This is a genomic window from Streptomyces fractus (assembly GCF_049844455.1).
Classification (GTDB): Bacteria; Actinomycetota; Actinomycetes; order Streptomycetales; family Streptomycetaceae; genus Streptomyces; species Streptomyces fractus.
In genome coordinates this window covers 1,437,223-1,452,687 of the sequence record NZ_JBMYHI010000002.1, presented here as the reverse complement: position 1 = coordinate 1,452,687, position 15,465 = coordinate 1,437,223, and the positions used below count along the sequence as shown (strand labels likewise).

9 protein-coding genes are annotated in these 15,465 nt (G+C 70.2%); 2 read left to right on the top strand and 7 right to left on the bottom strand.

Going from position 1 to position 15,465, the window contains the following annotated elements:
* Nucleotides 1-41 precede the first annotated feature (41 nt).
* The 7 genes from ACP4E5_RS08605 to ACP4E5_RS08575 form a co-directional block, all read right to left on the bottom strand.
* Nucleotides 42-2,126, bottom strand: coding sequence for a right-handed parallel beta-helix repeat-containing protein (locus ACP4E5_RS08605; RefSeq protein WP_425826582.1), 2,085 nt, complete (start codon nucleotides 2,124-2,126; stop codon nucleotides 42-44).
* Between the two features lie 29 nt (nucleotides 2,127-2,155).
* A complete protein-coding gene (locus ACP4E5_RS08600; protein WP_425826580.1) occupies nucleotides 2,156-3,109 on the bottom strand; it encodes a carbohydrate ABC transporter permease in 954 nt (317 codons plus the stop codon).
* Nucleotides 3,103-4,026 (bottom strand): ABC transporter permease, encoded by a 924-nt coding sequence (locus ACP4E5_RS08595; protein WP_425826578.1) that lies wholly within the window; start codon nucleotides 4,024-4,026, stop codon nucleotides 3,103-3,105. Before ACP4E5_RS08595 ends, ACP4E5_RS08600 begins: the two co-directional genes overlap by 7 nt.
* 73 nt (nucleotides 4,027-4,099) lie before the next feature.
* A complete protein-coding gene (locus tag ACP4E5_RS08590) occupies nucleotides 4,100-5,740 on the bottom strand; it encodes an extracellular solute-binding protein (RefSeq protein WP_425826576.1) in 1,641 nt (546 codons plus the stop codon).
* Nucleotides 5,741-5,744: 4 nt separating this feature from the next.
* A complete protein-coding gene (locus tag ACP4E5_RS08585; RefSeq protein WP_425826574.1) occupies nucleotides 5,745-9,269 on the bottom strand; it encodes a glycoside hydrolase family 38 N-terminal domain-containing protein in 3,525 nt (1,174 codons plus the stop codon).
* Nucleotides 9,270-9,276: 7 nt separating this feature from the next.
* Nucleotides 9,277-10,827, bottom strand: coding sequence for an FAD-dependent oxidoreductase (locus ACP4E5_RS08580; protein ID WP_425826572.1), 1,551 nt, complete (start codon nucleotides 10,825-10,827; stop codon nucleotides 9,277-9,279).
* Nucleotides 10,824-12,512, bottom strand: a complete 1,689-nt coding sequence (locus ACP4E5_RS08575; RefSeq protein WP_425826570.1) for an FAD-dependent oxidoreductase — start codon at nucleotides 12,510-12,512, stop codon at nucleotides 10,824-10,826. The genes ACP4E5_RS08580 and ACP4E5_RS08575 overlap by 4 nt, the downstream gene beginning before the upstream one ends.
* A gap of 247 nt (nucleotides 12,513-12,759) precedes the next feature.
* Between ACP4E5_RS08575 and ACP4E5_RS08570 the strand changes: the two genes are divergently transcribed.
* Together ACP4E5_RS08570 and ACP4E5_RS08565 are read left to right on the top strand one after the other, a co-directional pair.
* The gene (locus ACP4E5_RS08570) at nucleotides 12,760-14,406 is read left to right on the top strand and encodes an FAD-dependent oxidoreductase (protein WP_425826568.1); all 1,647 of its coding nucleotides are present in this window, start codon (nucleotides 12,760-12,762) and stop codon (nucleotides 14,404-14,406) included.
* Nucleotides 14,403-15,446: a LacI family DNA-binding transcriptional regulator gene (locus ACP4E5_RS08565; protein ID WP_425826566.1), complete on the top strand. Its 1,044-nt coding sequence runs from the start codon at nucleotides 14,403-14,405 to the stop codon at nucleotides 15,444-15,446. The genes ACP4E5_RS08570 and ACP4E5_RS08565 overlap by 4 nt, the downstream gene beginning before the upstream one ends.
* Nucleotides 15,447-15,465 lie beyond the last annotated feature (19 nt).

Here is a 15,465-nt window from a genome sequence, read left to right as displayed (position 1 = left end):
CAGTCAGCGGCAGCGGTGCGACAACTGACCGGCACCAGCGTTCACCCCACGACCTGGTACCCGAACTGCACCTCCAGACCGGTGGCCCCCGCCGCGTCCGACACCCTTGCGGTCACCCGGACCGGCCGTTCCAGGGCGTCTATGGACATGGGTGTGGCGAGTGTGGTGTGTCGGACGGTGTCGGTCACCGGCAGCGGGTCGCCGTCGACCGTGTCGCCGTCGGTGTGCAGGCGCAGCGAGCAGGTACCGGAGGCCAGTTTGTGTGTGGCCCTGACGATGCGGATGCGCTGGCCGGCCGCGTAGAGCAGGTTGCCGAAGTCGTACGAGCCGTCCGTGACCCGGCCGTTGACGGTGGCGACGAGCCAGCCGTCGATCTGCTCCATCCCCTTGTTGCCGGTGAAGCGGGTTCGGGCGTCCGCCTTGCCGGTGAGGAGGTACGGCCCCTTTTCGTTGCCTTGGAGGTCGTTGTCGGCGGCCAGGACGTCGACGGCGTCGCACACGATGCCGTAGTCCTGGCGGTTGACTCCGTCGGCAAGGGCGCCGATCTCGTTGCCGACGACGGTCGTGCGGGAGGCGTCCGCGCGGATGTTCAGTCCGGCGCCGTGCCGGTAGGCGCTGCCGCCGCCGCTATAGGTGTGCGCGTGGTCGACCGGGAGGTCGAAGTGTGTGGCGTCGACGACGGTGACTCGCCAGGTGCCGTTGGCCTCGGTCGTGCCCGTGACGCCGCTGACGGTCACCCGGTCGTCGCTCTCCCAGCCGTGCGCGTCGGACGTGGTGACGCGGACCTTGCCGTCGGGGCCGCGGGTGATGCCGGCGAGGGTGCGCGCGAAGTCCGGGTGGGCGGTGCGGCCGTTGTTGCCGATGACGCAGCCCGTGACGGTGACACGGGTGGAGGCCGTGTCGATGCCGTTGCGGCCGCAGCCGCGGATGATGCACCCCGTGAAGGTGGCGGTGCCGGTGAACGACTTGTTGATGCGTACGTTGTCGAGTTCGCTGTCGGAGGAGATGTAGACGTTGGCGAACTGGGCCTGGGCGCCCGCGTCCAGGAGCACCGGGTAGCCGTGGCCGTTCTCGAAGCCGCCGCTCTCGAAGTAGACGAACTTCGGGTACGAGCCGCCGGTGGTGTTCTTGAGCCAGAGACCGTGGCGGCCGAAGAGGAGCGCGCAGGCGAGGAACTTGAGGGAGCCGCCGAGGCCGTCCACGACCACGTTGTCGACGCCCTCGTTGCCGGTGCCCGCGGCGATGCCGCACTGGACGAACTCGACGGGGTCGGCGCGGGAGGTGTTGCTCTCGCCGTTGAGCAGGATGACGTGGCTGCCGTTGAAGCCGTTCCACACGCAGTTGCGGAAGCGGATCGTGTTGCAGGACCGCAGCGTCATGCCGTTGTAGCCGTTCTTGAAGCGGCAGTTGGCGTACGACACCATGTAGTTGCGTTCGCCCTCCGGGGCGCGGGTGGCGACCAGGCTGCCGCCGGTGAGGCCGTCGCCGCGGACCACGAGGTCGCGCATGCCGCCGCCGTGCACGCCCTGCAGCAGGAACCCGTCTTTGTCGCCGGTGGCCACGACGTACTGGGTGGCGTAGTCGTCGTTGTCGGTGGGGCCGGTGCCGACGAAGGTGATCGGAACCGATGTGACCTCGATGGTGTGCTCCAGGCGGAACTTGCCGGGGCCCGCCTCCACCACCCCTCCCGCCGGAAGGCTGTCCACGGCCGCCTGCACACGCGACGCGTCGTCGTGCTCGCCGCTGCCGTCGCAGCCGAACCAGGCCAGGTCGACGTGCGCGGCGTGCGGTCGCTTCCACCGGCCGGTGGCGGTGCCTGCGACGGCGAACACCGTGCCGCCGTTGTCGTCCTGTGTGCTGTCGGCGTCCCAGTAGACAGGGCCGCCGCCGATGCCGGGAGACTCCTGTCTGTAGCCGAGCAGGTGAAGTTGCTCTCCATTGCTCGCGCCGGGTCTCGTACGCAGTTCCTCGACGCCGCTCACCCCGCCCGAAGCATCGGCGGCGGGTTCTGCGTGTGCGGTGCCGGTGGTCGCGCCGGTGGCGGCGGCCGTCAGCCCGGCAAGGCCGAGTGTGGCCAGGGCACGGCGGCGTACGGTGCCCTGTGTCTGAAGCGGTGCCTGGTCCATGATCGGTGCCTCCTCGGCGGACGGCGGTGTCAGCCCTTGACGGCGCCGACGACCACGCCCTTGGCGAAGTGCCGTTGCAGGAACGGGTAGACGAGCAGGATCGGGACGAGCGAGATGACGAGGATCGCCATCTGGAGCGACTGGTGGGGTGGGAGCGCCTCGGGGGGCAGGCCGGTACTGAGGTTGGTGTCGTCGACGACGTAGGTGCGCAGCACCAGCTGCAGCGGCCACTTGTCGGCGGAGTTGAGGTAGAGCATCGCGTTGAAGAACGCGCTCCAGTACGACACCGCCTGGAACAGTACGACGACCGCGAGGACGGCCTTCGACAGCGGCAGCATGATGCGCGTGAGGATCTGCAGCTCGCCGGCCCCGTCGATGCGCGCCGCGTCGATGATCTCTTGCGGCACCTCCATGAAGAACGCCCGCACGATGATGACTTGGAAGGCGGAGACCATGGGCGGCAGGATCAGCGCCCACCAGGAGTCGATCAGTCCCAGTTGCTTGATCAGCAGATAGTTGGGGATCATGCCCGCGTTGAACAGCATGGTGAGCAGCACCATGATGAGCATCGGCCGCTGCCCGAAGCTGCCGGGGCGCGAGAGCGCATACGCGAGCAGGGACGTGACCGCCACCGAGAGCAGGGACCCGATGAGGGTGATGCCGATGGACACGAGGGTGGCGCGGGTGACGACGCCGCCGCGGAAGACCGCCGCGTACGCGTCGAACGTCGGATGGGTCGGCCACAGGACGTAGCCGCCCGCCTTCGCGATCTGGTTCTTGTCGGCGAGTGAGGTCGCGAGGACCGCGATGAACGGGACGGCGACGAGGGCGCAACAGGCCAGCAGCACAAGGCCCTTGATGCCGCGCATCGCCGTGTGGGGGACCGGGGCTCCGTTGACGAGACGGCGCCGGCGTCCGGGGGCGCTCTGGGCCGGTGGCTCGGCGGGCACCGGGCGTACGGCCGTGGTGTGGGTGGTCACCATCGGGAGTAGATCCCCCTCTCACCGAAAAGGTGCGCGATCTTGTTGGCGCCGACCACGAGGATCAGACTGATGAGTCCCTTGACGAGGCCGACGGCGGCGGCCATCCCGAAGTCGCCGTCGACGATGCCGCGGTTGTACACGTACGTATCGAGCACTTCGGAGGCGTCCTTGCCCACCGCGTCCTGCTGCAGGACGATCTGCTCGAAACCCACCGTGAGCACGTCACCGAGCTTGAGGATGAGCAGCAGCACGATGACCGAGCGGATGGCGGGCAGGGTGACATGCCACAGCTGGCGCAGCCGCCCGCCGCCGTCGACCGCGACCGCCTCGAACAGCTCGGTGTCCACTCGGGAGATCGCCGCGAGGAAGATGATCGTGCCCCAGCCGGCGTCCTTCCAGACAGCCTGCGAGGTGACCAGTGTCAGGAACAGGTCCGGGTTGCCGACCAGGTGCAGCAGCGGGAGGTCATGGCTGCGGGCCCACGTGTTGTACATGCCCGCGTTGCCGAGCAGATGCTGGAACAGTGCGACGACGACGACCCACGACATGAAGTGCGGCAGGTAGAGAACCGACTGGGCGATCCGCCGCAGGCGTTCGGACAGCAGGCTGTTGAGCAGCAGCGCGAGGGCGATCGGGATCGGGAAGATCACCACGATCTGCAGGAGCGAGATGATGAGGGTGTTGCCGAGTGCGTTCAGGAATTCCGGGTCGCCCTCGAAGATGACCCGGAAGTTCTCGAAGCCCGTCCAGGGCGCCTCCCAGATCGTCAGATACGGCCGGTAGTCCTTGAACGCGATGATGTTGCCCGCGAGCGGGAGGTAGTGGAACAGCAGCACGAGCAGCAGCCCGGGCAGGCCCAGAAGGAGCAGGAACCGGTCGCGTACGAACCGGTGCCGCAGGGTTCTTCCGGACCCCATGGTCTTACTGGAGGAGGACACCGCTGTCTCCACCCCTCTCGTCGAACGGTGATGTTTCGGTACGGCCGGAGCTTCAGTTCCGGGCCGCGAACGCCTTCTCGTACTCGCGGCGCGCCGCGTCGCCGCCCGCCCTGCGCCACTCCTTGACGGTCTCGTCCCAGCTGCTCACGGGCTTGCGACCGAAGACGATATCGAGCTCCGCCTGGTCGATGACCTTGCCCATCTCGCCGGCCTTGTCGACGGCCGTCGGCGAGTACAGGCCCTCGGACGGGTTGCGCACGATGGAGGGCACGACCTTCTCCTGGTAGGCGCGCTGCGCGTCGACCCGGTCGTGGTCGCCGGGGCCGAGCACGTGCGGCGACGCGGCGATGTACTCGAGCGGCAGCGCCACCTCGGCCTTGCCCGTCTTGGTGGGTGCGGGCCTGCCGTCCTTCATCGTGTAGTGGGTGCCCTCGACGCCGAACCTGCGGAACATGTACTCACGGGTGCCGAGCGGCGACGCGAGCCAGTCGCAGACCTTGAGCAGTTGGCGTACGCGCTTCTTGTCGGCCTTCTTGAACGCGGTGATCCCGTACGAGGTTGCTCCCGCGCGGTGCCCCGCGACGCCGCCGCCGTCGTACTTGGGGGCGGCCAGGGTGCCGACCTCGATGCCGTACGTGTCGGCGAGCAGGTCCCAGGCGGCGTAGCCGTCGGAGTTGAAGACGAGAGTGCCGTTGCCGAACAGGTCGCGGATCTGCAGCTTGTTGCCCATGGCGTCGGGATGGAAGGTGCCCGCCTTCGCGAGCTCGGCAGCGCGGGCGAGCGCCTCCTTACGCTGCTCGGTCTCGTACTCGGAGGTGAAGCGGCCGCCCTTCTCGCGCCACCCGTTGGGTACCCCCAGCGTGTTGCCGATGAATGTGACGGCGTACTTGGCGGAGCCGAACGCCCAGCGGTGGGCCTTGTCGTCGCTGACGTCCTTGGCGAGCTTCGCGAACTCGGCGTAGCTCGAGGGCGAGGGATCGAGGCCGTGCTTACGGATGAGGTCGGTGCGCGCGAACATGATGGTGCCGACGACGGCGCGCGGGATCGGGATGGCGTAGATGCCACCGCCGTACGCGGTGGACAGCCAGGCGTCGTGCGGGATGTTCGCCAGGAAGGGGAACTCCTTGATGGCCGAGCCGGAGACGAACTCGCTGAGGTCGGCGCAGGTCCGGGTCAGCACGTCGGCGCGATGGGAGAGCTTCGCCGATATCAGCATCATGTCGGGCAGGTCGCCGCCGGAGATGACGGTGGACAGCTTGGCGGGGTAATCGACGTCTCGAGCCATCGTGAGCTTGAGGTCGGCGCCGAGCTGCTTGTTCAGCGCCTGCCAGTAAGTGTTCGAGCCGACGCCGGGCGGTACCTGGGTCACGATGCTCGTCATCGCCGTGATGCTGTCCAGGCCCTTTCCGGGTGGCGCGGAGAATGCCCGCACCGGGTCGGCGGGGTAGTCGTAGAACCCGGCCATGACCCCGTCGGCGGTGGCAGGCAGGGCGGGTTTGACGGGGGTGGCGGCCTTGTAGGCAGGGAACCTGACGCTGCCCGCGCCGCCCTTCTGGGTGTCCGCGCCGGTGCTGCCGCCGCACGCGGTGAGCAGCCCTGAGGCGGCGACGGCGGTCGCGGCGCCGGCGCTCAGGCTGAGGAACCGGCGGCGGTCGACGCGAGGTGTGCTGGTCGTGTTCACGTTCGTGGTCACGGGGTCACTCCCCTTCGGGAGACGGCACGGTCCCGGTGGGAGCGCGCAGGATCAGGGACACGACTTGCCAGGGGCCGAGGTCGACGGCGATGCGGCCGTCGGCGTCGGCGGTGAGCTCGCTGAGGGGGCGTTCGTCGGCCAGGCACCGCACCGCGGCGGCACCTGGACCCGCCGGGTGGCGCAGGTTGACGCGGCACTGCTCGCCGCCTAGGTTCTGCAGCCGCAGCAGCAGCCCGGACGTGGTGCGGGGCGCGGCAACGGTGGCGTGCACGGTGTCGGGCAGGCCGAGGTCGAGCAGCGTCCCGGTCGGCGGCAGTGGGCGCGGGCCGTGCTCGAACTTGTCGAGCCAGCCGATCTCGGTCGCGGCGTGCGCGGCCCGTACCTCGCGCCCCAACCGGCCCGCCGCGACCGGGTCGAATGCCGCCAGCGGCTGGAACGCGTACCGCAGGTGCAGCGTCCCGTCCTGCTCCGGCGGGGTGTTGGTGGGCCAGTAGTTGTTGAGCACCCAGGAATACAGGGCTCCGGAGCGGGGTTCGAACCGCTCGTGCCATTCGCCGCGCCACAGGTCTGAGGCGGTGAACAGCGGGGCGTCCGCCGAGGTCCAGGCGACCGCGCCGCCGTCGGCGTCCTCGAGCACCACGCCGTACTGCGTGGTGAACCAGTCGTGGCAGGCGCCGGGCGCGTGGTCGGTGGCCGGGTCGATCCAACCCTGCTGCCGGTCGTAGCGGAAGCGGGGCCGGCCGGCGGCGAACGGGAAGGCGACGTAGACGGATTCCTTGCCGAGGACGCGTTCCTTGTCGAGGTGCACGGTGACGTCGACGCGGTCGCTGTGGTCGCGCAGCAGCACGTCGACCTCGACGCGGGGCATGCTGGGGGCGCTGCCGACGGTGCGGATCCGCCAGCCGTCGTAGGTGCGGCGCAGTCCGATCGGCCGCATGCGGGCGGCGGTCACGGTCAGCTCGGGGGCGTCCTTCAAGGGCCGCCGTCCGAACAGGGTGCTGCGTGGGGCCGGGGGATGGTGGTGCGCGGCGCCGGAGTGCTCGGGCGCCGCGCCGCGGGTGAGGTCCTCGGGCCCGTTCAGGACGTACAGCACACGACCCAGTTGCCGGCCCTCTTCCAGGAGTTGGCGACCTGACTCCCGGTGGGTCAACGCGATGAGGGCGCCGGTGGCCGGGTCGAGGCCGACCTGCCAGCGTTCGGTGGTCAGTGTGGCGGGCACCGGTTGCCACTGCCCGTCGGCGTCGTCCGCGCCGGTGGCGGCGCTGCCGTCCTCCTCGCCCGGCGCCAGCGTGCGCGCGGCGCCCAGCGGCAGCGCCCGGTAGCCGAACCCCGGCACGTCGGGGACGGTCACCCGCAGCCTGCGCAGCCCGTTGCACTCGCCGAGCACCTCGGCGGCCAGCGGGCGGCCGTCGTCCCCGAGCGGGGCGCCGTGCAGGGTCTCCACCTCCGCGTCGACGGCGCGCGGCCAGGCCAGCGGATTGTGCACGAGAAGCGTGGGCCCGTCGGTGGTGACCGCCTCACCGAGCTGGCTGAGCGCGCGCCGGGTCTCGTCGAGGGCGGATCGGTGGGCGGTGTGCACCTGGTGGCGCTTCCAGTCGAGTTGGTCGCCGACCTGTTCGCCGTGCGGGTGGGCGTTGCCGTGGGCCCAGGTCCACGTGTGCTCACAGCCGAAGAGCGCCCCCTCCCATGCCGCGTCGAGGGCGGCGCGGTGCGGCCGGTATCCGGGGTCGGTGTGGGCGACGAGTGCGGCAAGCCCCTCGGCGGCCGGCAACTCGGCCTGTACGCGGCGGTGTTCGGCGGTGACGGTGGCGCCGGTGCCGACGCCGTCCTCCCAGTAGCTGCCGCCGTCCCCGCGCCAGACGGGCAGCCGGTCGGCCAGCGGCCGCACGGCGGCCAGGTAGTCGGCCATCGTGGACACGGCGAGTCTGGGGTAGGCGTAGCGCGCGTTCCACCGCTGCGCGAACCCCGCGTCGCCGTCGGCGAGGTCCTCGTTGTCGGCGTGGGTCCCGATGACGGCCAGGTCGTGCGGCAGGTAGTCGGGGCGGTCGTAGCGGGCGAGGAGCCGGCAGAAGGCGTGTGCCCCTCCGGGCACCGTCTGCGGGTCGCCCACCATGAACCTCAACTGTGAGTACGTGTCGGAGAAATGGGTGAGGACGCGGCTGCCGTCCACGCCCTCCCACAGCACGGGGCTCGCGAGGTGCTGGGCGTCGCTGTCGGCGTTGCCGCCGCGATGGTGATTCTCGATGCCGATGAACGCGTCGATCCCCAGCGCCTTGAGGATCGACGGGAGGGCGGCACTGTAGGAGGGGACGTCGGTCAGGTTGGCGTACTCGACGGGGATGTTGTGGTCGTCGCGCAGGCGCGCGGCCGCGTACGCGGCCCGGTAGATCTCTTCCAGGCTCGCGGTGCCGGAGAGGAAGAGGCTGTGGAAGGCGTTGACCGAGAGGCGCCTTGAGCGCAAGGCAGCGAGGACGCGCTCGGCGCGCTGCGGGGAGCGGGTCGCCAGGTACTGGTCGACGACGAGTGAGCCGTCGACGGAGAACGCGAAGCCGTCCTCGCGGTCGAGGGCGGCCACGGCCCGGTCCAGATTGCGGCTGTGCAGTTCAAGGACCTTGCCCTGTACGTCGGTGTAGCCCACGTCGAGGTGCACGTGCGGGATCAGGTGCAGGGTCCACTTGCGGGCGGGGCGCAGATCGAAGTCGTGCTCGGGGCCGCCGTCGACGGTGACGGCGGCGGGCTCGGCCCCGGTGAACTCCGGTACTGGGAACCGCACTCGTACGTCTCCGAAGTCGCGGTCCTCGCGCGTCAGGTCCAGTATGTGCCGGCGGCCGGCGAGGTGTACGTCGGCCTTGGCGGGGAGAGTGCCGCCCGCCGGTACGGAGACGGTGAGTTCGAGCAGCTCGGCGAGGCCGCCTTCGGGCGCGGTGACGTACAGCGGGGTGGCGGTGAGCTGTACGGTCGCCGGGGCGGCGGCGCTGTCACCGGGCGTGGCTACCCTTGGGTGGGTGCGAGGGGGAGATGTGTCGGCGCCCGACGCGTCCCCGTCCGCCAGCAGCGTGACAGCGTGCCACGTGAGTCCGCTGCCGAAGTGGTTGCCGAACTGGGGTCGGTGTGCCGGTAGTTCATCACCTTCCGGTGAGACGGGGCCGGTGGCGGCCGCCTCGTCGAGGGTCGTCGTGAGGGTGAGCCGGTGGTCTCCGGCCGCCAGCCAGGCGGCGGGCAGAGGGATGTCCAGGCGCACGTCGCCGGCGATCGGGCCGTGGCGGTACACCTCGGTCCGGTCGTCGCGGTGCACCGCCGGGTGGAAGAAGCCGCGATGCGTGCCGTCCAGGACGACGGCCAGGTCGGGGCAGGGGCCGTGCCCGGCGGTGAAGTCGAGGCGCAGCACACGGCCCGCCCCGGCCGCGGGTGCGTCGAGCGTGAAGTCCGCGGTGACGGTGTGGTCCCGCCACCCGGTCGAGGCGTTGAGCGGTCCGGGCTGGAAGCCGGTCGGATCCGCGCCGGACAGGGCGAGTGTCAGAGGCAACATGCGCGGTTCACTCCAGTCCGGGCAGGCTGAGCACACTGCCGTGTTCGCGCAGCGCGGCGGCGAGGGACGGGTAGTCGTAGTCCTGCACTGGCCGCCCCAACCGCACGGCTTGTGCGGCGAGTTCACCGGCGGCCTCGCCGAGCATCCCGTAGTTGGGCTCCATGCGCGGCGAGGTGTAGCCGACGTGGCTGGCGGAGAAGCACAGCGGCACGGTGAGGTTCTCGACGCCGCCGCGGGCCGGGAAGAGCATCTCCGCGGGCAGCTGGTACAGGTCGACGGGCGGGTTCTGCGAGGTGCCGCTGAGCGTGCCCTCACCGATGACGGTGCCGTCGTCCTCCGGGTCCGGGTAGTACTGCACGAGGTGGCTGTCCATGCCGTACTTCCAACAGCACACGGGCGTGGCCTTGGTGTTGCCCGGCTTCAGCAGGTCGTGCTGGGTGAGTACGTGGGCGCCGACGAGGCGGCGCGCCTCGCGGATGTACAGCGCGTGCGGGAAGCCCTGGCCGTGCGGACTGTCGGGGAACTCGTCCGGCGGAAGCCCGAACCGGCACGCGTCGGAGCGGAACTCCTCGGGCAGCGACGGGTCGTTGGCGAACCAGTACAGCATTCCCTGGTGCCAGCGCACCTGCTCCGCGATGATCTCGTCGCGGCGGGCCCACGAGCCGTCCGGGTAGTCCCAGTTGACCCCGGGGAGGTCGAAGCCGAAGAACAGTGCCTGGTTCGTCTGGTACTTGCCCTCGGGCAGCAGCGCGGTGTGCGTGACGATGGACGACAGGCCCCCCACGCCCCGCTGTTCGAGCAGGCGGCGCAGATAGGCGTAGGGCGCCGGGTCGTAGCCCTCGGGCTTGGGGAACGGCAAGCGGTCCTCGCGCACCGACAGCACGCCGCGGAAGTTGTACGCCTGGGTCTTCTCGTCGCCCTCGCCCGCCGGGAGCTTGGGGTCCGCCCCGACCGGATGGCCGGTGAGCGGCGCGAAGCCGGGACGGCGGTAGGCCAGGTGCGGCTGGAAGCCGGCCAGCGGCTCGTCGTACGTGCCGCGCGACTCGCGTCCCACGGCGTACGGCACTCCGGCGGCGGCCATCAGGTCACCCTCGTACGAGGCGTCGATGAAGAACGTGGCCCGCTGCCAGCCGGCCGTGGTGCGCACGGCGCTGATGCGGCGCCCGGTGACCTCGACGTCCGCCGGGCCGTGCAGGCGGTGGTGGGTGTGGACGGTGGCGCCGGCCTGAGCGAGCAGGTCGAGGGCGACGCGTTCGGCGACCTTCGGCTCGAAGCGGTAGGTGGGTCCGTCGATCGCGTCGCCCTGCCCGTAGTGCGCGCCGATGGCGTGGAAGAAGCGGGTCAGTGTGAGGCCGCCCATCGCCTCCGGGGTGTTCGGGGTGTCGGTCTTGACCAGGCCGCCCGCGACGATGCCGCCGACGTGCCCGGTCGGTTCCAGGACGACACTGCTCAGGCCGCGCAGCCGCAACCGCAGCGCGGCCATGATGCCGGCGAGGGTGGCGCCGTAGATGACGACGTCGACGGGTTCGGGCGCGACGGGACGGGTCTGCGTGCTCATCGGCCGTCCCCTGCTCCCGACTTGACGCGCCGGTCGGGCAGCGCGAGCAGGGGCGTCGCGTTCTTGACGGTCTGCGAGGGGCGGGTGCGGCGGATGTCCTCGGGCCAGGCGATCGAGATCTCGAGGGTCTGCGTGAGGAGCCGCTGGTAGTCCTCGGTCAGGCGCGGCTCGTCGGCCACGGCGTGCGGCTCGGTGTCCTCGGATATGCAGTACGCGGCGAGCGCGCCGACCGCCTCGCCGATGGACCACTCGACGGGGTGCAGCCGGTAGCAGCCGTTGGTGATGTGCGTGGTGCCGATGTTCTTGCACGCGGGCAGCAGATTGCGCATGCGTACGGGGATCAGCGCGCCCAGCGGGATCTGGAACGGGTAGCACTCCAGGTTCACGTAGTTGACGCCCGCGGTGCTGGGATGCAGGTCGATGTTGTAGTGGCCGATGCCGACCGCGTCGGCGAACTGCTCGGCGCCCTCTCCCTCAGGCCGGTCCACGGCGGCGACGTGTTGCTCAAGGACGGTAAAGCGGGCCTTGATGCGCCGGGACTCGCGGATGTACACGGACTTGGCGAGACCGTCGTCGGTGCCCGTCAGGTCGGGGCGCAGCTTCAGGCCCGGGTAGCCGTGACCGTCGTCGTGGCGCGGCGCCTCGGTCTGCATCCAGTGCAGGTAGGAGAGTGACAGCTCCTTGCAGCGCTGGAGCGCGGTGGCACGGGCGGCCTCGTCGATGCCGGGGCCGACGAGCGGCGCCTCCCAGTAGTCGGTGTTGGGCCAGTTGACCAGCGAGATGTCGGTGTCGACGAGTCGCGGGTCGAACTGCGAGCGGGCTCGGATGCGGCGGAAATGCCACAGGTCGGGAAGACGGACGGCGTCCATGTCGCCCTCGAAGATCCGGTTCTCCCGGCCGGCGTTCGTATGGATGTCGATCTTCATCCAGGACAGCTGCGGACCCGGCCAGAAGTCGTCGACGTGGGTCTTCCAGTGGTCGTACGAGGCGGGCTTGTCGACGGTGTGGTCCTCGCCAGGACGGTATTCGAGAGGGAAGCACCAGGTGATGGCCTGCTGGTCGGTCCAGTCGGCCTCGGGCGCGGCGAAGGGCTCACCGGTGTCGTCCTGCGACTCGGCGCCGATGACGTGCTCCACGTCGGCGAGTTCGAGCAGGTCGCCGAGTTCGGTGGCGTCGGCGGTGTAGCGGGCGGTGACGGTGCGCATGGTGCCGTCGCGGCGGTCCTTGAGCGTGACGGCGGTGACGCGGTCGCCGTCGGTGGCCGCGGCGACCGGCGTCTGCCCGTACAGGACGGTGATGCGGCCCGCGGAGACGTAGCGGGCCAGCATCTCGTCGATGACGGCGACGCCGACGCGCGGCTCGTGGCAGACCTTGCTGACGTTGCCGAGGCCCGGATTGAGAGTCGGGTCCTTCAACGCATCCGGTGTCAGCGGGTAGTTGCGCCGGTAGTAGTCGCGGGCGCGCTCGCGCAGTTCGCGGTATCCGGGCGAGATGTGCTCCGTCTCGATCCACGGGTGCTCGTCGGACGGCACGGCCTGCGCCGTGAGCTGACCGCCCAGCCAGTCCGTCTCCTCGGTGAGGACGACCCGCCGGCCGAGCCGTGCTGCCGTCAGCGCCGCCGCCACACCTCCGAGGCCGCCGCCGACGACAAGGAGTTCGGTCTCCAGATCGGTCGTCTTGCCCATACTCGTCCGCTCCCCAGTCCATGGATTAGCGTCGCGCGGGAGCCGTCCGGGCCGCTGAAGAAGTGCTGAAGAAATTAGCGGAGTTGGCGGATCCCGGCCCTGCGCGAAGATTGCCGTCACGTTACAGCGGAGCCTTCGGGGAGTGTCAACGCCTCAACGCGCCTTACGGAGGTGACGATTTGGCATTCATAGATTAGCAAATATTAGCCATACCGAGCCGTTGCTCATGCTGCTAGAAACACCAGTCATGACAGGAGCACCAGCGCTGCCCGGACTGCGCCACCACGAGACCGCCCTTCCGCCGACACACCTGGAGACTCGATCCGATGTGCTCGTGTACGGCGCGACATCCGGCGGAGTCGTCGCCGCCGTCCGTGCGGCCCGCGACGGGCACCGCGTGACGTTGCTCGCCTTCGACGACCACGTCGGCGGCATGACCGCGGGCGGCCTGGGGGAGACCGATGTCGGCAACGCCCGCGCAATCGGGGGCCTGGCCCGTGACTTCTACGCGGACGTCGCCGCCGAGTACGCCGCCCCTGACCCGCACTGGACCGTCGAGTCGCACGTCGCCGAACGTATCTACCGGCGCCGGCTCGTCGAAGCGGGCGTACGGGTCCTGCACCGCCAGCACCTCAGCGGCGTCACCCTGCATGACGGCCGGATCACCGAACTGCGCACGGACGACGGAGCCCGGCACTACGCGAGGGTGTACGTCGACGCTGCCTACGAGGGCGACTTGATGGCCGCCGCCGGGGTGCCCTACACGACCGGCCGCGAGGCGTCCGACGTCTACGACGAGCCGCAGGCCGGCGTGCAGCCCAGCGAGAACCACCAGTTCGTGCTGCCCGTCGACCCGTACATCGTGCCGGGCCGACCCGACAGCGGGCTGCTTCCCGGCGTCAGCGGGGACCCGTACGGCCCCGTCGGCGCGGGCGACCGGCGCATCCAGGCCTACAACTTCCGTCTGCACGTGACGAATTCGGCCGACCGCATTCCGTACCCCGAGCCCGACGGCTACGACCCGGGCCGCTACGAACTGCTGCGCCGCTACGTCGACGCCGGCGGCTACGAGCTGTACGGGCGCACCACACCCATCCACCGCGACGTGTACGACATGAACAACCACGGCGCCTTCTCCTCCGACCACATCGGCGCCAACTACGGCTGGCCGGAGGCGGTGCGTATCGACGCCGCCGCGTCCGAGGCACAACAGTCGGCCGCTGCAGCCGCCGGCTACGCCGAACGGGAGCGGATCTTCACCGACCATGTGCGCTATCACGCGGGCCTGCTGCACTTCCTCGCCAACGACAGGCGCCTGCCCGAGAGTATCCGTGCCCGTACCCGCCAATTCGGCCTGGCACCAGCCGAGTTCACGCACACCGCGCACTGGCCCCACCAGCTCTACATCCGCGAGGCCCGCCGCATGGTCGGCGCCTACGTCATCACCCAGCACGACGCGTCGGGTCTGCTGCACCCCGAGGACCCGGTCGCGCTCGCCTCGTACGTGATGGACTCGCACAACGCCAAGCGCGTCGTCGTCGACGGCCGCCCCTGCAACGAGGGCAACGTCCAGCATCCGCTCGCGATGCCCTTCGGCGTCCCGTACCGCGCACTCGTCCCACCGCCCGGTGTCTGCGCCAACCTCCTTGTCGCATCGGCCATTTCGGCCTCTCACGTAGCCTTCTCCTCAGTGCGCATGGAGCCGGTGTTCATGATGCTGGGCGAGGCCGCTGGGGCGGCCGCCGGTCTTGCCGCCGAACAGGGCGCGAGCGTACGGGACGTGGAGTACGAGACACTGCGCGAGGCGTTGTCGGCCACGGGCGCGATCCTGTCCTGGCCGCCGGACACCACGGGCGCGTACGAGAGCGATGTGCGACGAGCAGGAGTGGCATGAGCAGAAATTCCCCGCGGCAGGCGGACATCGCGAGGGAGGCAGGGGTATCGCAGTCCACGGTGTCGCAGGTGCTGCGCGGCAGTGGCGACATCACGCGGATCAGCGCCGAGACGCAGGCCCGGGTCATCAGCGCGGCCAAGCGCCTGCGGTACCGGCCGAGCGGCAAGGAGCGCCAGGTCACCGAGATACGTGGGGCACCACTGCTGCTGGGTGTGCACACCTTCGAGCCGATCTTCCCGACCAGCGCCCGCGACTACTACTTCGAGTTCCTGCGGGGCATCGAGGAGCAGGCGAGCGTCGAGGGCTGCAACCTCGTCCTGTTCACGGCCGCACGGCACGAGGGCGGTGTGCGCCGCATCTACCGCGACGAGGTCAACGGTCTCGGCCAGGCCGCCGGCAGCCTTCTCCTCGGCCACCACGCGCACCTCGACGACCTGGCACGCCTGAGCGCCGACGGGCACCCTTTCGTCTACATCGGACGACGTGAGGTGCCGGGCGTCGAGATCGCCTACGTCGGCGGCGACTACCGCTCCGCCACCGGGCGGATCGTCGACGACCTCGTCGCCATGGGCCACCGCACGTTCGCCTACGTGGGCGAGGAAGAGCGCCACGAACCGCAGACGGACCGGTGGGACGGCTTCTCGTCCGCCCTCGACCGGTTTGGCCTGACTGTGCCGAAGCCGGAGTACGTGCAGCCGCAGCAGCTCGCAGCGCAGTGGCTCGACGACGCCCTGGCCAATGGCGCCACGGCCATCCTGGTCGAATCGGTGCGCCTGCTCACGGTCCTGCAGGCGATCGCCGGACTGCGGAACCTCTCCGTTCCGGGGGACGTCTCGATCGTCCTGCTCGTCGACCACAGCCCGGGGGAGGCCGGCCCTGGCACTTGGGCGTCGATGCGCATCCCACGCCACGCGATGGGTACGCGCGCCGTACGCCTGCTGACCTCGCTCCTGACGGACCCGGTCGGCGACTACGAGCGGCAGATCTTGCTGCCATGCGGATACGCGCTGGAGGGCACTGTGGCGCCGCCGGGAGGCTGAGGTGAGCCGCCATGGTGTC

What these genes read in the sequence shown, in the direction of transcription:
- ACP4E5_RS08605 (WP_425826582.1), bottom strand. Translation starts at nt 2,126, where the DNA reads ATGGACCAGGCACCGCTTCAGACACAGGGCACCGTACGCCGCCGTGCC.
- ACP4E5_RS08600 (WP_425826580.1), bottom strand. Translation starts at nt 3,109, where the DNA reads ATGGTGACCACCCACACCACGGCCGTACGCCCGGTGCCCGCCGAGCCA.
- ACP4E5_RS08595 (WP_425826578.1), bottom strand. Translation starts at nt 4,026, where the DNA reads ATGGGGTCCGGAAGAACCCTGCGGCACCGGTTCGTACGCGACCGGTTC.
- ACP4E5_RS08585 (WP_425826574.1), bottom strand. Translation starts at nt 9,269, where the DNA reads ATGTTGCCTCTGACACTCGCCCTGTCCGGCGCGGATCCGACCGGCTTC.
- ACP4E5_RS08580 (WP_425826572.1), bottom strand. Translation starts at nt 10,827, where the DNA reads ATGAGCACGCAGACCCGTCCCGTCGCGCCCGAACCCGTCGACGTCGTC.
- ACP4E5_RS08575 (WP_425826570.1), bottom strand. Translation starts at nt 12,512, where the DNA reads ATGGGCAAGACGACCGATCTGGAGACCGAACTCCTTGTCGTCGGCGGC.
- ACP4E5_RS08570 (WP_425826568.1), top strand. Translation starts at nt 12,760, where the DNA reads ATGACAGGAGCACCAGCGCTGCCCGGACTGCGCCACCACGAGACCGCC.
- ACP4E5_RS08565 (WP_425826566.1), top strand. Translation starts at nt 14,403, where the DNA reads ATGAGCAGAAATTCCCCGCGGCAGGCGGACATCGCGAGGGAGGCAGGG.